This is a genomic window from Nonomuraea sp. B5E05, from assembly GCF_039880665.1.
Lineage (GTDB): Bacteria > Actinomycetota > Actinomycetes > Streptosporangiales > Streptosporangiaceae > Nonomuraea.
This window is the reverse complement of the sequence record NZ_JBDPMJ010000054.1, coordinates 1-19,823: the sequence shown is the minus strand read 5'-3', so window position 1 is coordinate 19,823 and position 19,823 is coordinate 1. Positions and strand designations below refer to the sequence as shown.

The window sequence follows — 19,823 nt, the reverse complement described above, 5'->3', positions numbered from 1 at the left end:
ATAACGGGTTGCCTTCCGGAACGCGCGTGTACGTGTCTGGCTTGGGCCTCGAACCGTTGATCGGGGTCAGGGGAAGCGGTAGGCGCCCACTTCCTGCAGCACGGTGACGGCAGGAGGCTCGTCGCACCGCTCCTCCAGGGTGGCCCTGTAGTGCTGGAAGGCCTCCACCTGCTGCAACACCCCGGGGCCGTCGGCCATCTCGGCCACGTCCACGAAGGTCACGCCGTCGTCGAGCCGGAAGGTGGCGTAGCGCAGGCCCTCTGGCCGAACCGCGTGCATGTCCTCGTAGACGGCACGCAGCAACTCCAGTTCGCGCTCCACCTGATCGGGTTTGATCTGCCAGCGGATCATCACATGCACAACGGGCTCCTCGCATTCGCTGTCGGGATCGGCCGTCACCATCCTGCGGTGACCCTCGATTTCGAACGACAGCATGTATTTTAAAATACACGCTGTCAACTCAATGCTAGGATGAGGCCCATGGCCACCCGGAAGTACGAACAGCGCCTCCGCGCAGAGGCGGCGCAGGAGACCCGGCGCCGCATCCTCGACGCGGTCTACCAACGGCTGCGCGAAGCGCCATCGGAACCGGTCAACATCGATCGCATCGCCCGCATGGCACGCGTCGCGCGCCCTACCGTTTATCTCGTCTTCGGCTCCCGCGCCGGGCTCTTCGACGCGGTCGGCGCGGACCTGCTGCAGCGCGGAGGCTTCGACCGCATGCTCCAGGCGTCGGCCCATCCCGACGCCCGCGAGGCGCTGCGGGGCGCGATCCACTCGATCGTGGAGATGTACGCGGCCCACCGGGACGTGTTGCGCGTGCTTGCGTCGATGGCACTGCTGAACGCCGCCGCGGTAGGCGGCGCGGTGCAGCGGATGGAGCAAGGCCGCGCCGCCGGAATGGACGAGCTGGCTCAGCGCCTGGACGAGCAGGGGGTGCTGCGCCCTGACGTCACCCTCGGCCAGGCCACCGACCTGCTCTGGCTGCTGACCAGCTTCGACAGCTTCGACCTGCTGCACACCGGCCGCAACCTCCCCCTCGACCAGACCGCGACGATACTCGCCACCACCGCCGAACGAAGCCTGTGCCGATAACGGCTCCGCCCCGGCCGCCTTCCGCGCAGGCCCTTCGTGACGGGAACGTCGACTCGGCACCTCCCGGGCCTCACCGGACACCCGCTCCGCACCTCCCGAACCAGATGCGGGCCGAGGGCATGTGCACGTCGGCCCGGTAGAGCTCGGCGTTCACGTCCACGTGCGCGTATTCCGCGCCCCACTGCTTGGCGATGACCGTCTTCAGGTAGTCCCTCAGGCCGTCGGGGGTCGTTGGCAGTCCGCTCAGCGCGGCCCGCGTCATGGGCTTGCCCACCGACGAGTCGATTGCATCACCGTGCACCCGCGTGGCCACGGGCTCGCCCGGCTTGCTCCGCGTCTTGAAGGACTTGCCGCGCTTGGTGACGGTTGTGCCCGGGTAGGTCCAGCTGTGCGGAGAGCCGGCCGCCCGCCACGCCTCCTCGTCCTGCGGCGTCGCCGGTTTGATCCCCAGGTTCTGGTTGATGAACCAGGTGGGCTTGCCTGGTACTTGAGAAACCCACGTCTCGAGAGAGAAGCAGGAACCAACCGGGGAACTCACTGTGGCGGACCGCCACTGTGAGCGGACGGCGGCCTTCGATGATGCGGCGGCGGTACTCCAGAGCGGTCGCCGGCGCAGGGGGAGGCCAGCGGTGCGTGGGAACGATCACGTCGCGATCCCATTCGTCCGGGTGGTCTGGCCACCAGCGCTCGTCTGCCGAGCCTCGCCGACGTCGCGACGTGGCTGCGGCACCGCCTTCACGCCCCCGTGAAGCTCGTGCACTGCGCAGGCAGACCGCTCCCCCGGGATATGAGGAGAAACCGAAACTGGTCATGGTCGCCACCGCACTGGTTCCCTCGGCCATGCACATCGCGGTTCCCAGAGGACGCTGCCGCCCCACCATTTCCAGACAGCCGACACCTCGGCCGACGTCCTCGAAATCCCGGCAGAGCAGGTCGACCGCAGGCCGCCCCCGGATCGGAGCAGGGCACCACTCATCCCAGAGCCGCAAGTCAGATCACGCGGTCGCAGCACCCAGTTCGGCGTCGGCTTCGCCATGCCCAACGACGCGAGGGCGGTCCTCGACCAGCGGTCTGACTATCTCGGCGTCAGTGACCTCGGCCAGCGGCCGAGCCGACCGCCGGACCATGCTTCAGCCTGCCCGATGTGTCGGCCCGGATGACGTACCGGATCACGTGCGTCGAGGTCGTCCTGGACGCCCACTACTTCGCCACCGGCCTCTCCAACGCCTCCCTCTTGCGCGTCCACCTGTCCGACGCGCCCTGACCCACCGTCGGATGTGATCCGAGCCACACCTTGTCACAAGCCTTCTTCGTCCGGCGACTTGTGTGCGAACCGCGAACGAACGGAGCAGAGACCATGACCAAGCACACCGGCGGCCGGACGGAAGTCATCGTGATCGGCGGTGGATACGCCGGCGTCCTCGCGGCCAACCGCCTGACCCGCCGCGACGACGTGGCCGTGACCCTCGTCAACCCGCGCCCGGCCTTCGTCGAGCGGATCCGCCTGCACCAACTGGTGGTGGGGTCCGACGACGCGGTCGTCGACTACAAGGACGTCCTGAGCGAACGCGTCAAGCTCGTGGTCGACGCCGCGACCGGGATCGACCGGGAGGCCCGCACCGTCTCGCTGGCCAACGGCGGCACGGTCGGGTACGACCACCTGATCTACGCGGTGGGCAGCCGCAGCGGCGCACCGGAGGTGCCCGGCGCGGACAGGTTCGCCTACCCGATCGCAACCCTGGAGGAGGCCGAGCGGCTGCGCCAGGCCGTGACCGCCGCGCCCGCCACCGCGGCGCTGACGGTCGTCGGCGGCGGCGCCACCGGCATCGAGACCGCGGCCGAGCTCGCCGAGGCGGGCCGTACCGTCACCCTCGTGTGCGGAGGACAGCTCGGCCCCTACCTCCACCCGAACGGCCGCCGCTTCGTCGCCAAGCGGCTGGCGGCCCTCGGCGTGACCGTCCTCGAAGGCCCCGGCACCAAAGCGGCGTCCGTGACGGCCGACGCCGTGCACCTCGCCGACGGCCGCGAGGTGCGCGGCCACCTGACCATCTGGACCGCCGGCTTCGGCGTTCCCGACCTGGCCGCCCGCAGCGGCCTCAGCACCGACGAGGCGGGCCGCCTCCTCACCGACGAGACCCTGACCAGCATCGACGACGACCGCATCGTCGCCGCCGGGGACGCGGCCTCGCCCTCGGGCCTCGCTTACCGGATGGGCTGCCAATCCGCCGTCCAGCTCGGCCCGCACGCCGCCGACGCCGTGCTTCGCCGGATCGAGGGCGGACGGCCCCAACCCATCAGCGTCGCCTTCGCCGGGCTGTGCGTCAGCCTCGGCCGCGGCGCCGGCATCTTCCAGTTCGCGCGCAAGGACGACACCGCCATCCGGTTCTACGTCGGCGGCCGCCCGGGCGCGCGCCTGAAGGAGTTCGTTGTCTCCCACACCGTCAAGGCGCTCTCCGCCGAGGCGCACAAGCCTGGCGCACGCGTCCTGAAGGCCAAGGACGACACCCGGCAGCAGCGCGTCCAGGCCACGCGCGCGGGCCGGTCCGCGCGCTTGTCGTAGCTCCCTGGAGCGCAGGCGGCCCAAGCACCATGGAAGGATTCGAAGATGCGAGACCACGCCGCTGACCCGGCGACCGAGGCCTTCATCGCCCATCGCAACCTGCTGTTCACCGTTGCCTACGAGATCCTCGGCTCGGCGGCCGACGCCGAGGATGTCCTGCAGGAGACCTGGCTGCACTGGGTCGAGGTCGATATGGCACAGGTCCGCGACCAGCGCGCGTTCCTCGTGCGCGTCACGACCCGGCGGGCGCTCGACCGGGTGCGGGCCCTGCGGCGCCGCAAAGAGGCCTACGTTGGCCCCTGGCTGCCCGAGCCGCTGCTCACCGCGCCGGACGTCGCCGAGAACGCCGAGCTGGCCGAGAGCATGTCCATGGCCATGATGCTCGTCCTGGAGACCCTCTCGCCCACCGAACGGGCCGTGTTCGTCCTGCGCGAGGTCTTCGACCTCGGCTACGACGAGATCGCCGAGGCGGTCGGCAAGACCCCCGCCGCAGTCCGCCAGATCGCCCACCGCTCCCGCAAACACGTCGACGCCCGCCGCCCTCGCGAAGTGATCTCCTCGCGGCAGGCCCAAGCCGCCCTCGCATCGTTCCAGCACGCCGTGGAGACCGGCGACCTGCAGGGCCTGCTCGACGTGCTCGCCCCCGACGTCGTCCTGATCAGCGACGGCGGCGGCGTCAGGAGCGCCGCGCTGCGACCCGTCACGGGCCTGGCAAAGGTAGGCCGTCTCCTCCTCGCCGGCCTCAACGACAAGGAAGGCGCGCTCACCGGCGAGCCCACCACCATCAACGGCAATCCGGCGCTCCTCCTGCGCGTCTCCGGCGAGATCGACAGCGTCATGGCGATCCGTGTCGAGGACGGCTTCGTCACCAGCATCTACTTCGTCCGCAATCCCGCCAAGCTCACCCACATCGCCGCCGCCACACCGCTCACCCTGAGCTGATACCGGAACGGCCCGCGGCCCCGCGGAGCGTGGCGGCGGCCTCGGCAGCCCGGAACGGCGCCGACTGCCGGGTGTCGTCGGCCTGGATGGCGTGATCGGAAATCAGTGCGCACACGCGGACTCGCACGTGCCGAACCGCTGGTGCCCGGTCCCGCCGGTGTCACCTCCCGGCCGAACGCACATTGAGGAGTTGCGCGTACTCGTCTACGTTCAGGTGTTGCCCCTTGAGCTGAGAAGTGATCTCGGCGTCAAGGATGTCCAGAGCGAGCAGCCCGTCCCCCCGCTCCTTCGCGTGCCGCCTGATGTGCGCCTCGGTGGCGGGTCCACGTGGTCCTGCCAGTCTGGTGCGTACGTCGCGCCGCCGTGCGGGCCGAGCGGGAGCACGATGCCCGGCGGGCCGGGCCGGTAGACGGTCAGCCCGCCGCTACCGTGGAGAAGGGCGCGGATGTTGGCCGCGATCACCGCCGCGTGGCCTATCGCCGTTCCGGCCTGTTTGGGCTCCTGGATCGCGGTGATGTCGCCGAGCGCGAATACCCGTTGCAGACCGGGCAGGCGCAGATCGTCGGTGACCGCGAGCCGGCCTCCGGCCTGCCGCGCCGTGGCCAGGTCGCCGGTCAGGTAGCCGGTGTCCGGGCCGGCGCCGAAGCAGCGGAACCAGATGTCGGCGCTGAGCTGTTCGCCGGAGTGCAGGGTCGCGGCGAACGTCTCGGCCTCACCGGGTTCGGATGAGGGCTGCTCGCGCAGTTGCGCGCCGAGGACGACCCGGATGCCCATCGCGTCGAGTTGACGGCGCAGTTCGGCTCTGAACTCATCGGAGTAGCCGCCGGGGACGATCTCGTGTCCCGGATCGACGATGGTGACCGACTTGTCCGCCCAGGCTGTTTTGATCTCCCCGGCCAGTTCGAGCCCGACCGGGCCGGCGCCCAGCAGCAGGACTCGGTGGGCCTGCGCGAGAGCTTCGCGGGTCGCGTGGTACTTCTTCTTGGCGGTGGTGCTGTCCTCGACGTCGACCTTGGCCGGGAAGGGGTAGGCCGAGCCCGTCGCCAGAACGATGTAGTCGGCCTCGATCCGCGTACCCGATCTCAAGATGACGGACGTCTCGTCCACCTGCACGGCCCTGTCCCGGATGACCGTGCCGCGGGTCAGCAGCCGGTCGTAGGCGAGGAACAGCCGGTCCGTCCATCGCGGGTCGGTGAGGCCGCGTAGTGCGGCGACATTGTGGACGAAGGTGTCCCGAGGTTCGATGAGCACCACGTCCGTGACGCTGTCGAGCTCTTTGGCGACGGTGATGCCGCCGTATCCGCCTCCGACGACGGCCACAGTCGTACGCATGAGGTGTTCCTTCTCGTCTCTCACAGCAGGGTGGTCGGGGTGACGGCGCCCACCTGCAGCACGGCGTCGAACCATTCGTCCAGCCGGCCGGTCGTCAGGTAGTGCTCGGGGTCGGCTTCGGCGTCGTAGATCCCACCGATGACGCGCAGCTTGTGCGGGCCGCGAAGCCAGTCGTTCACCGGCTCCGGGCGCGGGGCACGCAGGTCGAGCAGGTAGCGGTCAGGACCGGCCGCGGCCAGCATGGCGTCGGCCGACCCGGACATCGGATCGGGCGCCCGCTGACCCGGATGGAGGCCGCTCACATCGCCGCGGGCGAAGGCGATCAGCAAGGAGAAGTAGCCGCCGCCCAGTCGTTCGCGCAGTTCGTTGCCGACGCTCTGGAAGGGTTCGAGCAGGGCGGCTGGGATGACGCGGGCCGCGTTCGCGGTGAACGAGATGCCCTCCCAGTAGGCGATCTTCGTTGCCCCGTCGCGCAGCAGCGAGGTCAGCGTGGCGATCGAGCGGCGCCGGGTCACGCCGTAGTCGAACCCGCCCCCGGCGAAGCCGCCGGCGTGCCAGTCGAGGATGAGCCTGGCCTTCTCCAGCGCGGCGCCGGGGTCGGGCAGCGCGGCCACCAGGTCATAGGCGTCGCGTGCGTGGTCGGCAAAGGGACGCCCCGGATGGCTGCCTCGCGCGTGCTGCACGTGTTCGGGCACCTCATGGGCGGTCACGATCGTGTCGTAGTGGTAGCGCAGATCGTGGAGCCGGTCGGGACGTACGCCGGCCACGTGCTCGATGACGGCCCGGTAATCCGAGACCCGCGCGGACGGAGGATCCAGCCCCACCATCCGTAGCGGGTCCGACGGATGCCGCCGGTTGAACGCCCGCGCCCACTCGATGACGGCGAGCAGCTCCTCGGTGCGCCATGGGGTCCACAGGTCGGACAGCGCCGCACGGGCGTCTTCCTCACCGCCGCGGATGTAAGCGTTCACCCGCTCGACCGCTGTCTCGTCGTCCTGGATCGCGAGGACGCGGAAGCCCAGGTCCTCGACGAGGAGGCGGAGCACCCGATGCCCCTGCGTCACCACCTCGTGCGCCGCGCGGGTCGGCTCGCCCACACCCACGATCACCGCATCGGCCAGCAGGTCTCGGAGCGGGTTTAGGTCGGTAAGCGCTTCGGCCGGGTCGGTGGTCCGCAGCTCGCGTGCGTGCTCAGCCACCCAATGTCTTGTTGTCGTCATTGCCGTGGTTTCTGCTGCACGTGCCATGAAAACAAGGCTAGAAGGGAGGCGTGAGACAATGAATACTTGATTGTGGCAGTTTTATACGCGAACGTATCAATGCAGAGAGACGTTGAGATGGACATCGTCAGCGACGTGATCTCCGTCGTGCGGGTGGGCACCCCAGGCGGGGAGCGGGTCGAATGGCGGGCGCCGTGGCGCCAGGACTTCCCCGACCAGCCGGGAACGGCCGGCCTCCTGGTGGTGCTCCATGGCACGTGCTGGCTGATCGAGAACGCCGCCGAACCCACGCACCTGGCTCCTGGCGACGTCGTGTTCTCCCCGCACGGCGACGGGTACGCCCTGGCCGACAGCGCGGCCACGACGGCGGCCGGCAACGAACCCGCGACGGCCTCACCCACCACCGTCACCCTGTGCGGCGGCTACGAGCTCAGCCCCGAGTGGACCCACCCCCTCCTGCGCGAACTGCCCGGGACCATCCACATCCCGGCCCGCCCGGGCCACCACGCAGGGCTGCGGGCAGCCGTGGAGGTCCTCGGCGCCGAGGTCGACAGCCGTCGCCTGGGCGCCGCCGCCCTCTTGCCCGTGGCGCTCGACATGCTTCTCCTGTACGTCCTGCGAGTCTGGTTCGAGGCGCACCCCCGAGGCGAGACCGCGACGGGCTGGGCCGCAGCGCTGGCAGCGCCGGACATCAGCGCCGCGCTCAACGCCATGCACGACGACCCGGCCCACCCATGGACCGTGCAGGAACTGGCCGACAGGGCAAGGCTGTCCCGGGCCACGTTCTCCCGCCGTTTCGGCTCCCTCACCGGCCAGCCACCCCTGACCTATCTGACCTGGTGGCGCATGACCATGGCCGCCCGGCTCCTCCGCGAACCCTCCTCCTCCCTGGACGCCGTGGCCGCCCGCGTCGGCTACACCTCGACGTTCGCCTTCGCCAACGCCTTCAAAAGGCACTTCCGCCTCGCGCCAGGTAAATACCGCCATCAGGCCCAAGCACGCGTCAGACCGGCAGCGATCGCCCCCGCAACAGCTGAATGACCGCCTGAACCCGGGCTGCCATTTCTCATGCGAGGGGCCGCCGTCCTCATCGCCGAGGTAACCGGCCTGCGCGCCGACCTGGCCGGCACCCGCTACCAGCGCGCCAGCCGAGGGCTTCGCCATGCCATCAGGCCATTCACCACGCCCACACGACCGCGTGACAGCACCCGAGCCACTCATCTCGCCGACTCTCGGAACCCCGAACCCGGACGAACCAGATTCGGGAAACTCCTGAAACGACAAGATCCCGCCTGATCGCGATGATCAGACGGGATCCCGTCAACTTCAATCCAGCCGTCTCGCGAACGGCTTCTGGTGGAGATGAGGGGATTCGAACCCCTGACCCCTTCGATGCGAACGAAGTGCGCTACCGGACTGCGCTACATCCCCAAGGACTCGACCAGATTAGCAAACTCCGGAGGGTCCTCGCGCCACCGTTTCAGTCGCCCACCGCTCGCTTGGGCGGTTCAGCGTACTGATCGAACAGCACATCCGTGTGGTGCGAGGCGAAATCGATGATTTCGGCCTCCGCCTCCTCGACGACCCGCCGCTGCTCACGTGCCCGCCGCTGCCGCTCAGCGCGCACCCGACCGGCACGTTCGCGCCGTTCCCTGTCGACCTGTACGGCGATGCGGAGAAAGGCCATGTACGCCAGCATGATGACGACGGAGGGGGCGACCCCCCACCATGGGATCATCTTGACCGCTGCCGTGACGACCGAGGCCAGCACCAGCAGGGCGGTGAAGAAGAGGAGGCGGCGCCGGCGGGCCACGATGATGGCGCGGCGGCGGAGCCGGAACTGGCGGACGTCGACCTTCTCGACCTCCATCGGCACGGCCCCGTCGTCCTCGTCGGCGTCGGAGGGGTCGAGGTTGTCGAGGTCGGGCAGCTGGTGCTCGCCGGTGTAGTGCTCTTCGAGTTCGGCGAGTTCGGCCAGGTTGGTCTTGTCCCTGCGCAGCCACATCGGGATCAGGACGCAGAGCCACATCACGACGATGGCGAAGTAGAGGAGGATGCTCACGGGCACCTCCGGGCAGCACGAAGACGCGAGTGTGCTGGTTGCGTCTTCAATGTGCTCACGTCACGCACCGTAAGACCGCGTGTCACTAATTGACGAGCATTCGGTGCGGTGTGTCGCGAGATCGTCAAACCTCTTCGACGGGAGAACCGCCGTGAGTGGCCGACTCGCGCGCACGACGCCACTGCACGAGAAGGCCGCCAGGAACGTCCTCGACGGTCAACGCGTAACAGATGTGGTCGCGCCAGGCTCCATCGATGTGGAGTTGGCGCCGCCGAATGCCTTCTTCCCGGAATCCGAGCTTCTCAACCACCCTGCGGCTGGCTTGGTTCTCGGGGCGGATGTTCGCCTCCAGCCGGTGCAGGCCGGTGGTGAAGAAACAGTGGTCGACGGCCATGGCCAGCGCGGTGGGGGTGATGCCCTTGCCGGCCAGCGCGCCGTCGATCCAGTAGCCGACCTGGGCGGAGCGGGCGGATCCCCAGACGACCGCGCCGACGGTGAGCTGCCCCGCGAAGCGCCCGTCGTACGTGACGACCCAGGGCAGCGCGAGCCCCTGCCTGGCCTCGCGGCGCAGGGTGCCGACCACGGAGATGTAGGGGCCGAGACCGGTCCTGAACAGCGGCGTCTCCGGGTTGCTCGGCTCCCAGGGACGCAGCCAGTCGGCATTGCGCAGCCGGGTCTCGCGCCACATGCGCACGTCGCTCAGCCGCAGCGGCCGCAGGCCGACCGGACCTTCCCTGAGAGTCGCCGGCCAGCCACGAAGTCGATCCACGCTTTCATCATCCCCCCATCGGACATGATGTCGCCACGGGGTCAGCGATCGAGGATGCGGATCGTGGTCAGCGCGGGTGATCGCCGCCCTGGATCTGATCGACCGCGTGCCGCAGAATCGGCGCGAGTACGGCAATGCCGTCGCGTACGCCGCCGGAAGATCCCGGCAAATTTACGATCAAGGTTGTGCCCGCCTGCCCGGCCAATCCCCGGGATAGTACGGAAGTAGGCACTTTTTCGCGATTTGCCTGGCGAATGGCCTCGGCTATCCCCGGAACCTCCCGGGTGATCACCCTGGCCGTCATCTCGGGCGTCAGGTCGAGCGGCGTCAGACCGGTGCCGCCGGTCGTGACGATGACGTCGAAGCCTTCCGCCACGCCGTCGCGCAGCGCCCGCTCGACCGCCTCGCCGTCGGGCACCAGCACGGGGCCCTCGACGCTCTCGCAGCCGGCTTCGCCGCGCAGCAGGTCGACCAGGATGGGGCCGGATTTATCGGCATAAACCCCGGACGACGCCCGGTTCGACACCGTGATCACGAGAGCCCGCATCACGCCGGATCCCGGGTCCAGCGGCCGGTCTTCCCGCCCAGCTTCTCCTCCACCCGCACGTCGGTGATCACCGCGCCCGGATCGACGGCCTTGACCATGTCGATCAGCGCCAGCGCGGCCACCGAGACCGCTGTCAGCGCCTCCATCTCCACGCCGGTGCGGTCGGCCGTCTTGACCCGGCACGTGATCGCCACGCCCCAGTCTTCGACCTCCAGCGTGACCTTCACGCCGTGCAGCGCGATCGGATGGCAGAGCGGGATCAGGTCGGGGGTGCGTTTCGCCCCCATGATGCCCGCGATCCTGGCCACGCCCAGCGCGTCGCCCTTGGGCATCTCGCCCGACCGCAGCAGCGCCACCGTCTCGGCCGTCAGCAGCACCCGGCCGCTCGCCGTGGCGGTGCGGGCCGAGACGTCCTTGGCGGACACGTCGACCATGCGGGCGGCGCCGGTCTCGTCGATGTGGGTCAGCTCGCTCACAGCTTGATCACCTCCACCGTGGCGCCCGCGGCCACCTCGGTGACCTCCTCGGGAACCACGATCAGCGCGTCAGCCACCGCCAGGGCGGCAAGTTGGTGGGAGCCCTGCCCGTGCACCGGCGTCACCGTGCCGTCGGGCGCGAGCGCGCCACGCAGGAACGACCTCCGCCCGGACGGCGAACGCAAGGGAGCCGCGGCTCTGGCGGTCACGAGCTCCGGCATGCCGCTGGGCAGGCCGCGCATCTTGTCGAGCGCCGGGCGTACGAACAGCACGAAAGACACGAAGGACGACACCGGATTGCCGGGCAGAGCGAAGATCGGCACCTGGTCGTCCCCCAGGACGCCGAACCCCTGCGGCATCCCCGGCTGCATGGCCACCTTCTCGAACCGGACCGTCCCCAGCGGCGACAGGGCCTCCTTGACCGGTTCGTACGCCCCCATCGAGACCCCGCCGCTCGTGATGATCGCGTCGGCGCGCACGAGGTGGGTGTCGAGCCGGTCGAGCAGCTCGGCCGGATCGTCGGCGACCGAGCCCGCGCGGTAGCCTTCGGCGCCCGCCTCCCGAACGGCCGCCGTCAGGGTGTAGCTGTTGGACTCCCAGATCTGCCCGGTGGCCAGCGGGGATCCCGGCTCGACCAGCTCGGCGCCCGTGGAGAGGACCACGACCCTGGGCCGCGGCCGCGCCATCACCCTGCGCCGCCCCACCCCGGCGATGATGCCGAGCTGCGCGGGACGGATCACGGTGCCCGCCTTGAGCACCACGTCGCCCGCCCGGACGTCCTCCCCCGCCCGCCGGATCGCGTTGCCGGGCTCGGCGCGGCGGTCGATGCGCACGGAGACGGTGCCGCCGTCCGTCCATTCCACCGGCACCACGGTGTCGGCTCCCGCGGGCAGCGGCGCCCCGGTCATGATGCGTACGGCATGGCCGGGCCCGACGGCCCGCAACTCGGTCGACCCGGCCGCCACGTCGTCGATGACCGGCAACGTAACCGGAATTTCCGACAAGTCGTCAGCCCGTACGGCGTACCCGTCCATGGCCGAGTTGTCGAACGGCGGCAGCGGCACCGGCGACGACACGTCCTCGGCCAGCGTCGCCCCCAGCAACTGCTCCAGGTCGAGCTCCAGGGGCGCCAGCGGACGCACAGTGGCCAGGATGTCGGCCAGATGCGCGTCAACCGATTTCATCGAGGAACTCCCGCAACCACGGCACGAAATCCGGCGCCAGATCCTCCCGGTCCGCCGCGAACTTCACCACCGTCCGCAGATAGTCGAGTTTGTCGCCCGTGTCATAGCGCCGCCCTCTGAACAGCACCCCGTGCACGGGCCCGCCCTCCGAGGAGCCGCGGGCGGCGAGCGTGCGCAGCGCGTCGGTGAGCTGGATCTCGCCACCGCGCCCCGGCGGGGTGTCCTCCAGCACCGCGAACACCGCGGGATCGATCACGTAGCGGCCGATGATCGCCCAGTTGGACGGCGCCTCGTCGGCCGGCGGCTTCTCCACCAGGTCGGTGACCCGCACGACGTCGTCCTCGGCGGTCGCCTCGATGGTCGCCACGCCGTACTGCGAGACCTGCTCCTTGGGCACCTCCATCAGCGCGATCACACTTCCGCCGAACGTGTCGCGCACCTGGATCATGCGCTTGAGCAGCGGGTCGCGGTGGTCGATCAGGTCGTCACCGAGCAGGCAGGCGAACGGGTGGTCGCCCACGTGCTGCTTGGCGCAGAGCACCGCGTGGCCGAGACCCTTCGGCTCGCCCTGGCGTACGTAGTGGAGCGTCGCGAGCGAGGCGGGCTCGCGAACCTGGGACAGCCGGTGCTCGTCGCCCTTGGCCTCGAGGGCCTCCTCCAGCTCGAACGCCCGGTCGAAGTGATCCTCGATTGACCGTTTATTCTTGCCGGTGACCATGAGCACGTCGAGGAGCCCCGCCGAGGCGGCCTCTTCAACGACATACTGGATCGCGGGCTTGTCGACGATGGGCAACATCTCTTTCGGTGTCGCCTTGGTCGCCGGGAGAAACCGGGTGCCCAGACCCGCGGCGGGCACGACGGCTTTCGTCACAGGGTCGAAGTCAGCCATGAGTAGACCCTAGTGGAGGCACCTGTGGACAAGCTCAACCTGCGCCGCGAGCTTAACGCGGCGCGTAGTGCACTCTCCCCCGAGCAACTACGGGCAAACGCCGTCAAGGTCCGTGAAACGCTGCTCGAACAACCGTGGGTCCAGATGGCCGGTCTGGTGGCCTGCTACTGGTCAACGGGGTCGGAGCCGGATACGCACGGGCTGGTGTTCGCTCTGTGGAAACACGGCGCCACCGTGATCCTTCCGGTGCTTCGTGAGGACGACGACCTCGATTGGGCGGTCTATGACGGGCCCGGCACACTCGCCCCCGGCCGCTTCGGCATCATGGAGCCCGTCGACACCCGCCGCGGCGTCGACGCCGTCCGCACCGCCGCCCTCGTGATCGTGCCCGCCCTGGCGGTGGACAGGAAGACGGGCGTACGCCTCGGCCGCGGCGGCGGCTCGTACGATCGAGCCCTGGCCAGAGTCGGTCCCAACGTCCCCACGGTCGCCCTGCTCCACGACGGGGAGCTGATCGACGATGTCCCGTCCGAACCACACGACCGCCGCATCCGCTATGCCATGACACCGTCTGGCCTTACTAGTCTTATGTGACCGCAGGGATGAGAGGGGGCTGAATGACGCTTGATGTCTGGCTCCTTCTCGGGGCCGTGATCGTCATCGCCGCCATCGCGTCCGTACGCCTCGCCCATCGCACCGGCCTGCCCAGCCTGCTGGTCTTCCTCGGTTTCGGCATCCTTTTGGGCGACTCCGGATTCGGCATCCCCTTCGACAGCCCTCAGGCGGCCCAGCAGATCGGCCTGACCGCGCTGGCGGTGATCCTGGCCGAGGGCGGGCTCACCACCAACTGGTCCCATGTGCGGCGGTCCGTCCCCATAGCGGTGGTGCTGGCGACCGTGGGCGTGGCGGTCAGCATCGTGGTGCTGGCGCTGGTCGTCCAGGGCCTGCTCGGCATCGACCAGAACACGGCGCTGATCCTCGGCGCGGTGCTGGCCTCCACCGACGCGGCGGCCGTCTTCTCGGTGCTGCGCAGGCTGCCGCTGCCACCCCGCCTGGCGGGCGTGCTGGAGGCGGAGTCCGGCTTCAACGACGCGCCCACCGTGATCGCCGTGGTGCTGCTGAGCGGGGCCGCGCACTCATCTCCCAGCTTGGGAACGTTCCTGCTCGAAACCACGATCGAGCTGATCATCGGCGCCGCGGTCGGCCTCGCCGTCGGGCCCGCGGGCGCGTACGCGCTGCGCCGCGTCGCCCTGCCCGCCTCGGGCCTCTACCCGATCGCCGCGCTCGCGCTCACCTTCGTCTCGTACGGCGGCGCGGTGCTGCTGCACGGCTCGGGATTCCTGGCCGTCTACCTCACCGGGCTGATCCTGGGCAACTCGCGGCTGCCCCACAGGGCGGCGACAAGGGGGTTCGCCGAGGGGGCGGCGTGGCTGGCGCAGATCGGGTTGTTCGTGATGCTGGGGCTTTTGGCCAGCCCGAAGGAGATGCCGTCGGCGATCATTCCCGGCCTGATCACCGGCACCGTCATGGTGCTCCTGGTGCGTCCGCTGTGCGTCATGGCGAGCTCGGCGGTCGCATGGGTGCTGCGGATGGGCTGGGTGAGCTGGCGCGAGCAGGCGTTCCTGTCGTGGGCGGGGCTGCGCGGCGCGATCCCGATCGTGCTCGCGACCATCCCCTGGGCTTCAGGTGTCGAGGGCTCCAAAGAGATCTTCAACCAGGTCTTCGTGATCGTCATCGTGTTCACCCTGCTCCAGGGGCCGACACTGCCGTTCGTCGCCCGGCGGCTCAAGGTGACCGCGCCGGCGGAGGCGCACGACCTGTCGGTGGAGTCGGCGCCGCTGGAGGAGCTCCAGGCCGACCTGCTGCAGATCACCGTGCCGCCGGGCTCGCGACTGCACGGTGTGGAGATCTTCGAGCTGCGGCTGCCCGCCGGAGCCGCCGTGACGCTGATCGTGCGTGACGGCAAGTCGTTCGTGCCCGCCACCACCACCAGGGTCAGGGTGAACGACCAGCTCCTGGTCGTCGCCACCGCCGCCTGCCGCGACCAGGTCGAACGCCGCATCCGCGCCGTGAGCCGCAGCGGGAAGCTGGCAGGCTGGTACGGCGAGCGGGGGCTGGAATAGGTGATTGACGGCATCGGTTAGCATTAGCAGTCGCATCCCTCGAGTGCCAAAGCTGAAGGAGAAGCGCGTGCCGACCTACCAGTACGCCTGCAACGACTGCGGTGAGCAGCTCGAGGTCGTCCAGAAGTTCACCGACGACGCCTTGACGGTCTGCCCGAGCTGCGAAGGAAACCTGCGGAAGGTCTTCTCCGCCGTCGGCATCGTGTTCAAGGGCTCGGGGTTCTACAAAACCGACAGCCGCTCGTCGACCTCTGGCGCCTCGACCTCCTCCTCAGCGTCTTCGTCGTCGTCCTCGAAGTCGGCTGACTCGTCGTCGGCTGACTCGTCGTCGAAGTCCTCGGAGAGCAAGTCGGGCGACTCCGGCTCCTCAACCCCGGCTCCCGCGCCGGCCGCCGCCTCCAACTGACCGCGCCGTTCGCCTGGGCGGGTCCGCCCGGGTCTTCGGCATGCTCCCGCCCGCGGGCCCACCCCGTGCAGCAGCCGTACGAGGTGCGGGCCGGGCCCTCGGCCGGCGACCAGCCGACACAGGCCCTCCCGCGCGCTGCCGCCGGTCGGCACATGTCCTTCCGCGCGCAGCGGCCCGTCGGCGTGCCTGTGCGGGGCGTCCCCCCGTTATCCACAGAACCGCATTCTGCTCCCCACCGCCCCTCCCCACTCCGGCTACTCTCTGCGCCATGGTCACTCGCGCAGACATCGGCGTCATCGGCGGTTCGGGCTTCTACTCCCTGCTCGACGACGCGGAGGAGATCGAGCTCTCCACCCCCTACGGATCGCCCAGCGATGTCGTCACGGTCGGGCGCATCGGCGCGCGTTCCGTGGCGTTCATCCCCCGGCACGGCCGCAATCACCGTTTCCCGCCACACCGCATCCCCTACCGCGCCAACCTCTGGGCGCTGCGTTCGCTCGGCGTCCGGCAGGTGCTCGCGCCCAGCGCAGTGGGCTCGCTGAGAGCCGAATACGGCCCTGGCACCCTGGTCGTCCCCGACCAGTTCGTCGACCGCACCTCAGGCCGCGTCCAGACCTATTACGACACCGACGGCGCCGCCCACGTCTCCTTCGCCGACCCCTACTGCCCGTCCGGCCGGGCCGTGGCCGTGCGGTCCGCCAGAGCCGGCGCCTGGGAGACCGTCGACGGCGGCACGCTGGTGGTGATCGAGGGCCCGCGGTTCTCCACGCGGGCGGAGTCGCAGTGGTTCGCGTCCAACGGCTGGTCGATCGTCGGCATGACCGGCCACCCCGAGGCGATCCTGGCCCGCGAGCTGGCCCTCTGCTACACCTCGCTGTCCCTGGTCACCGACCACGACGCCGGGGTGGAGACCGGCCAGGGCGTCACCCACGACGAGGTGCTCAAGTTCTTCGCCCAAAACGTCGCCCGCATGCGCACCCTCGTGACCGAGACCATCCAGGCGCTTCCCGAAGAGCGCACCTGCCCCTGCCCCACCGCCCTCGACGGCATCGACCACCCCTTCGAGCTGCCGTGATCCAGACCTGGCTGAGCCGCTACGGCCGTCACCGCCGTCTCATCGCGGCGGTGCTGGCCGCCGTCGCGGTCCTGTCCGCCTACCTCGCCACTCGCCCCGCCGCCGGCCCCGCGGTCCTGGTGGCGGCCCGCGACCTGTCCCCAGGCCCGCTCGACCCCGACGACTTCAGCCCCGTCCCGCTCGCCCACCCTCCGTCAGGAGCGGTGCGCACCGCGCAGACCGGCCAGATCCTCGCGACTCCCATGCGCAAGGGCGAGCCCCTGACCGACGTCCGTCTCCTCCACTCGTTCCGCCTGCCGCCCGGCATGGTGGCCGCCCCCGTGCGCATAGCCGACGCCGCGGCGGTCGAGCTCATCTCCCCCGGCTCCACCATCGGCGTGCTGGCGTCCTGGCAGGAAGGCCGGCCGGCCAGCCAGATCGCGTCGGAGCTGACGGTCCTGACCATCCCGGCGGCCCCGAGAGACTCCGGCGACGACCACGGCGCCCTGATCGTGCTCGCGACCACCCCCACCCAGGCGGCAGAGCTGGCCGCCGCGCAGGCCGGAGGCCGTCTTTCGATCATCATCAATCCGGGCGGCGGCCCGTGAGCGCGCGGCTACCATCCCTCTGCATGAGTGGATTCAAGAAGTTCCTCATGCAGGGGAACGTCATCGACCTGGCCGTGGCCGTCGTCATCGGGGCGGCCTTCAACTCGATCGTGCAGTCGTTCGTGAAAGACCTGCTCACACCGCTGATCTCGGCGTTCGGCGGCCTGCCCGACTTCTCCTCGCTGAGGGTCACGGTCGGCCAGTCCGACTTCATGTACGGCAACTTCATCAACGCGGTGGTGTCGTTCCTGATCGTCGCCGGCGTGGTCTACTTCCTCGTCGTCAAGCCCTACGCCCACGTCAAAGACCGTCTGACCGCCAGGGTCGAGGCGACGACCCGCGACTGCCCCGAATGCCTGTCAGAGATCCCCAAGGCCGCGTCCCGCTGCGCCTTCTGCAGCGCGCAGGTGGTCACCGTCTAGAGCACGGAGTCGATGTCGGGGTCATATTCCCAGTGCCACGGCTCGAACGGGCTGCTGTAGGCCCAGGAGGGATGGAACCACCCATACCTCTTGGAGTTCTTCTCCATCCAGACAAACTCCGCCGACCCCGACCGCTCCACCCCGCCACACAGGTCGACGGCCAGCCCGAGCCCGTGGTTGCTCCGCCCCGGCACGGCGGCGAACCCCGGCCGCCGGTAATAGACAGACTGCTGCTCGCCGAGGCTCCGATAGGCATCGGTCACGCAGATCGACTTACCGAACCGCTTGCGATAGGCCTCGTTCAGGCTCACGAACGCGATGGTGGCGTCGGCCCTCAGACTGTGCCCCTTCTGCTGCAACGGGCACAACATGCCCTTGGGGATCAGCCCGTTGGGATAGTCATCGGCCGTCGCCGCCCGCAGCGGATTGCACCCCAGCGCGTCCCGCCCCACCTTGTCAATCTTGATACCCAGCTTGACGAGCGCCGCCGTCAGCGACTTCACGATCTTGTCCGACCGCTTCCGCAACGTGTCCACCTCGGCCGCGATCTGCGCCTCGGCCAGCAGGTTGCCGGCCCGCAGCTCCTGCGCCTCGGCGGCCAGCCGCTCGGCCTCCTTGTACAGCACGCTGGTCTGCTCGACCGCCTGCTGCCGCATGCTCACCATGTGGGTCGCGTCCGTCAGTGCCCGCAGCTTCCGCTGGTCCGACCCTCCGGACAGGAACGGAAGCACCCCATCCGCCGCGACCGGCTGCTCGTACATCAACTCGACCATCTCGGCCACGGGCCTCCGCATCACCGCGAGCCGCCCTTCCATCTCCTGCAGAGCGGTGAGCTTGGTCTTGAGCTCCTTCTCGGAGGCGGCGATCTCCGACCGGCGTTTCTCGAGCGCCTTGGTGGCGTCCTCGAGCTCCTTGGCCGACTTCTCGGCCTCTTTCCGCAGCGCGGTCAGGCCGGCGGGATCACGCGGCTCCCGCTCCAGAGCTTGAGCCTGCGCGGACGGCGTAACAAGAGAAGCCATGGCCATGACGACCGCGATCAGACCCGCTGACCGAGGGGCTGGCACGTTCGACTCCTCCGTTTGCAAACTCGTTACCGGGGTCAGGCACGCACGTTACTACAGCCCCCAGAGAGTCCGGAGCGAACTCCGAAGAGCTGTTATGAGACAAAAGACCCACTTTGTACGGTCAACCCCCACAACACGCCACATCACGAACGCCCCCAACACGCAGGAGCCCTCAACACGCCCTACCAACGGGTACGCCGCCCACCGGGCCACGGTTCAGATCCCCGGCAGCAGATCCCCGCCGTCCGCGTCCGAATCCGCAGCCTGCTGCCGCGCCCGGCACAACTCCCACAACCAGGTGTCCGCCCACTCCCCTGGACACGACGACGTCTCCGTCCGCACCGGCGCAGGCGTCACCGGCTCCTCGACCACCACCCGCTCGGCCCCGGGCTCCGGCCCACCCTCAGACCCAGACGTGGAAACAGCCGGAACCGGCCGAACCGGCTCAGGCGCCTCCCGAACCGGAGCCGGCACCACGCCCTCGTACACACGATCCGGATGCGCCGGGGCAGGCAACCGCACCGGCGCCAACACCACCATCCCGCCCCCGTGCTCGACACCGGCCACCCGTACGTCCCGCTCGAGGCCCTTCATCTCCCCCGCCAGCAGCCCGCCGGCAAGGATCCCCGGCGCCAGCAACGCCCCGAACAACACAACGGGCCGCCGACGGGCCCGCGCGCATCTCCTCCTGGTCACACGCAGACGCTATCCACGCTTGCCGAGGCACAATCCGATCACTTGCCATGCCTTTACCGCAGCTCAGGACGCCCATAACCAACCTGACCAAACTCACCCCGGCTCCATGTCACACGCAGCGCCAGACTTTCGCTAGGCTTACCAGGGTCCGCCTCCGTAGCTCAGGGGATAGAGCACCGCTCTCCTAAAGCGGGTGCCGCAGGTTCGAATCCTGCCGGGGGCACTCACCTGAACGGGCCTTTCAACCCCTAGTGCTGTGACCGGAAACGATCACCGGGTTGAGTGACAGGTTTCAGGCGGCCGGTGCGAGGGGTCTGCCTCCCCAGCGGATGCCTTTCTCGCTGCGGATGCGGGCGCGTTCGCGGCGTTGGGCG

Annotated in this window: 22 protein-coding genes, 2 tRNA genes and 1 pseudogene; 11 read left to right on the top strand and 14 right to left on the bottom strand. The window is 69.4% G+C overall.

Going from position 1 to position 19,823, the window contains the following annotated elements:
* Nucleotides 1–66 precede the first annotated feature (66 nt).
* Nucleotides 67–435 carry a hypothetical protein gene (locus tag ABGB01_RS44680; protein ID WP_347780312.1) on the bottom strand — a complete coding sequence of 123 codons (369 nt, stop codon included), beginning with the start codon at nt 433–435 and terminating at the stop codon, nt 67–69.
* A gap of 45 nt (nt 436–480) precedes the next feature.
* On the opposite strand from ABGB01_RS44680, the gene ABGB01_RS44675 reads away from it, so the two are divergent.
* A complete protein-coding gene (locus tag ABGB01_RS44675; RefSeq protein WP_347780310.1) occupies nt 481–1,095 on the top strand; it encodes a TetR/AcrR family transcriptional regulator in 615 nt (204 codons plus the stop codon).
* A gap of 70 nt (nt 1,096–1,165) precedes the next feature.
* On the opposite strand, the gene ABGB01_RS44670 is transcribed toward ABGB01_RS44675, so the two are convergent.
* The gene (locus ABGB01_RS44670; RefSeq protein ID WP_347780308.1) at nt 1,166–1,633 is read right to left on the bottom strand and encodes a hypothetical protein; all 468 of its coding nucleotides are present in this window, start codon (nt 1,631–1,633) and stop codon (nt 1,166–1,168) included.
* A gap of 819 nt (nt 1,634–2,452) precedes the next feature.
* Here ABGB01_RS44670 and ABGB01_RS44665 point away from each other — a divergent pair.
* Both ABGB01_RS44665 and ABGB01_RS44660 read left to right on the top strand, forming a co-directional pair.
* Nucleotides 2,453–3,655: an FAD-dependent oxidoreductase gene (locus ABGB01_RS44665; RefSeq protein WP_347780306.1), complete on the top strand. Its 1,203-nt coding sequence runs from the start codon at nt 2,453–2,455 to the stop codon at nt 3,653–3,655.
* 45 nt (nt 3,656–3,700) lie between these two features.
* Nucleotides 3,701–4,597 carry an RNA polymerase sigma-70 factor gene (locus ABGB01_RS44660; protein WP_347780304.1) on the top strand — a complete coding sequence of 299 codons (897 nt, stop codon included), beginning with the start codon at nt 3,701–3,703 and terminating at the stop codon, nt 4,595–4,597.
* Between the two features lie 210 nt (nt 4,598–4,807).
* Here the strand turns inward: ABGB01_RS44660 and ABGB01_RS44655 are convergent, their stop codons facing one another.
* Nucleotides 4,808–5,929 carry an FAD-dependent oxidoreductase gene (locus ABGB01_RS44655; RefSeq protein ID WP_347780302.1) on the bottom strand — a complete coding sequence of 374 codons (1,122 nt, stop codon included), beginning with the start codon at nt 5,927–5,929 and terminating at the stop codon, nt 4,808–4,810.
* 20 nt (nt 5,930–5,949) lie between these two features.
* Entirely contained in the window at nt 5,950–7,128 is a 1,179-nt protein-coding gene (locus ABGB01_RS44650; RefSeq protein ID WP_347780301.1) for an erythromycin esterase family protein, read from the bottom strand.
* A 138-nt stretch (nt 7,129–7,266) separates the two neighbouring features.
* On the opposite strand from ABGB01_RS44650, the gene ABGB01_RS44645 reads away from it, so the two are divergent.
* Nucleotides 7,267–8,190 (top strand): AraC family transcriptional regulator, encoded by a 924-nt coding sequence (locus ABGB01_RS44645; RefSeq protein ID WP_347780299.1) that lies wholly within the window; start codon nt 7,267–7,269, stop codon nt 8,188–8,190.
* A gap of 313 nt (nt 8,191–8,503) precedes the next feature.
* On the opposite strand, the gene ABGB01_RS44640 is transcribed toward ABGB01_RS44645, so the two are convergent.
* The 7 genes from ABGB01_RS44640 to galU form a co-directional block, all read right to left on the bottom strand.
* Nucleotides 8,504–8,580 (bottom strand) — tRNA-Ala (locus tag ABGB01_RS44640).
* A gap of 49 nt (nt 8,581–8,629) precedes the next feature.
* Entirely contained in the window at nt 8,630–9,211 is a 582-nt protein-coding gene (locus ABGB01_RS44635) for a hypothetical protein (RefSeq protein WP_347780297.1), read from the bottom strand.
* 124 nt (nt 9,212–9,335) lie between these two features.
* Nucleotides 9,336–9,980: a GNAT family protein gene (locus ABGB01_RS44630; RefSeq protein ID WP_347780295.1), complete on the bottom strand. Its 645-nt coding sequence runs from the start codon at nt 9,978–9,980 to the stop codon at nt 9,336–9,338.
* 67 nt (nt 9,981–10,047) lie between these two features.
* Entirely contained in the window at nt 10,048–10,527 is a 480-nt protein-coding gene (locus tag ABGB01_RS44625; protein WP_347780293.1) for a MogA/MoaB family molybdenum cofactor biosynthesis protein, read from the bottom strand.
* Entirely contained in the window at nt 10,527–11,003 is a 477-nt protein-coding gene (gene moaC / locus ABGB01_RS44620) for a cyclic pyranopterin monophosphate synthase MoaC (protein ID WP_347780291.1), read from the bottom strand. The genes ABGB01_RS44625 and moaC overlap by 1 nt, the downstream gene beginning before the upstream one ends.
* Nucleotides 11,000–12,187 (bottom strand): gephyrin-like molybdotransferase Glp, encoded by a 1,188-nt coding sequence (gene glp / locus ABGB01_RS44615; protein ID WP_347780290.1) that lies wholly within the window; start codon nt 12,185–12,187, stop codon nt 11,000–11,002. The genes moaC and glp overlap by 4 nt, the downstream gene beginning before the upstream one ends.
* Entirely contained in the window at nt 12,174–13,076 is a 903-nt protein-coding gene (gene galU / locus ABGB01_RS44610; RefSeq protein WP_347780288.1) for a UTP--glucose-1-phosphate uridylyltransferase GalU, read from the bottom strand. Before galU ends, glp begins: the two co-directional genes overlap by 14 nt.
* 24 nt (nt 13,077–13,100) lie before the next feature.
* Here galU and ABGB01_RS44605 point away from each other — a divergent pair, with 24 nt between their 5' ends.
* From ABGB01_RS44605 to ABGB01_RS44595, 3 genes and pseudogenes are all read left to right on the top strand, one after another.
* A complete protein-coding gene (locus tag ABGB01_RS44605; RefSeq protein WP_347624626.1) occupies nt 13,101–13,670 on the top strand; it encodes a 5-formyltetrahydrofolate cyclo-ligase in 570 nt (189 codons plus the stop codon).
* Between the two features lie 23 nt (nt 13,671–13,693).
* Nucleotides 13,694–15,199, top strand: a complete 1,506-nt coding sequence (locus ABGB01_RS44600) for a potassium/proton antiporter (RefSeq protein ID WP_347780286.1) — start codon at nt 13,694–13,696, stop codon at nt 15,197–15,199.
* Between the two features lie 43 nt (nt 15,200–15,242).
* Nucleotides 15,243–15,359, top strand: a pseudogene (locus tag ABGB01_RS44595) (FmdB family zinc ribbon protein); the annotation flags it as partial.
* Between the two features lie 62 nt (nt 15,360–15,421).
* Here the strand turns inward: ABGB01_RS44595 and ABGB01_RS44590 are convergent.
* The gene (locus ABGB01_RS44590) at nt 15,422–15,601 is read right to left on the bottom strand and encodes a hypothetical protein (RefSeq protein WP_347780329.1); all 180 of its coding nucleotides are present in this window, start codon (nt 15,599–15,601) and stop codon (nt 15,422–15,424) included.
* Between the two features lie 272 nt (nt 15,602–15,873).
* Between ABGB01_RS44590 and ABGB01_RS44585 the strand changes: the two genes are divergently transcribed.
* The 3 genes from ABGB01_RS44585 to mscL are packed head-to-tail and all read left to right on the top strand — an operon-like array spanning nt 15,874 to nt 17,689.
* A complete protein-coding gene (locus ABGB01_RS44585) occupies nt 15,874–16,680 on the top strand; it encodes an S-methyl-5'-thioadenosine phosphorylase (RefSeq protein ID WP_347780284.1) in 807 nt (268 codons plus the stop codon).
* Nucleotides 16,677–17,267, top strand: coding sequence for an RcpC/CpaB family pilus assembly protein (locus tag ABGB01_RS44580; RefSeq protein ID WP_347780282.1), 591 nt, complete (start codon nt 16,677–16,679; stop codon nt 17,265–17,267). Before ABGB01_RS44585 ends, ABGB01_RS44580 begins: the two co-directional genes overlap by 4 nt.
* A gap of 23 nt (nt 17,268–17,290) precedes the next feature.
* Complete coding sequence (gene mscL / locus ABGB01_RS44575; RefSeq protein WP_347780281.1) at nt 17,291–17,689, top strand: large conductance mechanosensitive channel protein MscL; 399 nt, start codon at nt 17,291–17,293, stop codon at nt 17,687–17,689.
* Here the strand turns inward: mscL and ABGB01_RS44570 are convergent.
* Together ABGB01_RS44570 and ABGB01_RS44565 are read right to left on the bottom strand one after the other, a co-directional pair.
* Complete coding sequence (locus tag ABGB01_RS44570) at nt 17,686–18,708, bottom strand: D-alanyl-D-alanine carboxypeptidase family protein (RefSeq protein WP_347780279.1); 1,023 nt, start codon at nt 18,706–18,708, stop codon at nt 17,686–17,688. The genes mscL and ABGB01_RS44570 overlap by 4 nt on opposite strands.
* 261 nt (nt 18,709–18,969) lie before the next feature.
* Nucleotides 18,970–19,449: a hypothetical protein gene (locus ABGB01_RS44565; RefSeq protein ID WP_347780277.1), complete on the bottom strand. Its 480-nt coding sequence runs from the start codon at nt 19,447–19,449 to the stop codon at nt 18,970–18,972.
* 150 nt (nt 19,450–19,599) lie between these two features.
* On the opposite strand from ABGB01_RS44565, the gene ABGB01_RS44560 reads away from it, so the two are divergent.
* Nucleotides 19,600–19,672, top strand: a tRNA-Arg gene (locus ABGB01_RS44560).
* The last annotated feature ends 151 nt before the right edge of the window (nt 19,673–19,823 follow it).

What these genes read in the sequence shown, in the direction of transcription:
- ABGB01_RS44680 (WP_347780312.1), bottom strand. Translation starts at nt 435, where the DNA reads ATGCTGTCGTTCGAAATCGAGGGTCACCGCAGGATGGTGACGGCCGAT.
- ABGB01_RS44675 (WP_347780310.1), top strand. Translation starts at nt 481, where the DNA reads ATGGCCACCCGGAAGTACGAACAGCGCCTCCGCGCAGAGGCGGCGCAG.
- ABGB01_RS44665 (WP_347780306.1), top strand. Translation starts at nt 2,453, where the DNA reads ATGACCAAGCACACCGGCGGCCGGACGGAAGTCATCGTGATCGGCGGT.
- ABGB01_RS44660 (WP_347780304.1), top strand. Translation starts at nt 3,701, where the DNA reads ATGCGAGACCACGCCGCTGACCCGGCGACCGAGGCCTTCATCGCCCAT.
- ABGB01_RS44655 (WP_347780302.1), bottom strand. Translation starts at nt 5,929, where the DNA reads ATGCGTACGACTGTGGCCGTCGTCGGAGGCGGATACGGCGGCATCACC.
- ABGB01_RS44645 (WP_347780299.1), top strand. Translation starts at nt 7,267, where the DNA reads ATGGACATCGTCAGCGACGTGATCTCCGTCGTGCGGGTGGGCACCCCA.
- ABGB01_RS44625 (WP_347780293.1), bottom strand. Translation starts at nt 10,527, where the DNA reads ATGCGGGCTCTCGTGATCACGGTGTCGAACCGGGCGTCGTCCGGGGTT.
- glp (WP_347780290.1), bottom strand. Translation starts at nt 12,187, where the DNA reads ATGAAATCGGTTGACGCGCATCTGGCCGACATCCTGGCCACTGTGCGT.
- galU (WP_347780288.1), bottom strand. Translation starts at nt 13,076, where the DNA reads ATGGCTGACTTCGACCCTGTGACGAAAGCCGTCGTGCCCGCCGCGGGT.
- ABGB01_RS44600 (WP_347780286.1), top strand. Translation starts at nt 13,694, where the DNA reads ATGACGCTTGATGTCTGGCTCCTTCTCGGGGCCGTGATCGTCATCGCC.
- ABGB01_RS44585 (WP_347780284.1), top strand. Translation starts at nt 15,874, where the DNA reads ATGGTCACTCGCGCAGACATCGGCGTCATCGGCGGTTCGGGCTTCTAC.
- mscL (WP_347780281.1), top strand. Translation starts at nt 17,291, where the DNA reads ATGAGTGGATTCAAGAAGTTCCTCATGCAGGGGAACGTCATCGACCTG.
- ABGB01_RS44570 (WP_347780279.1), bottom strand. Translation starts at nt 18,708, where the DNA reads ATGGCTTCTCTTGTTACGCCGTCCGCGCAGGCTCAAGCTCTGGAGCGG.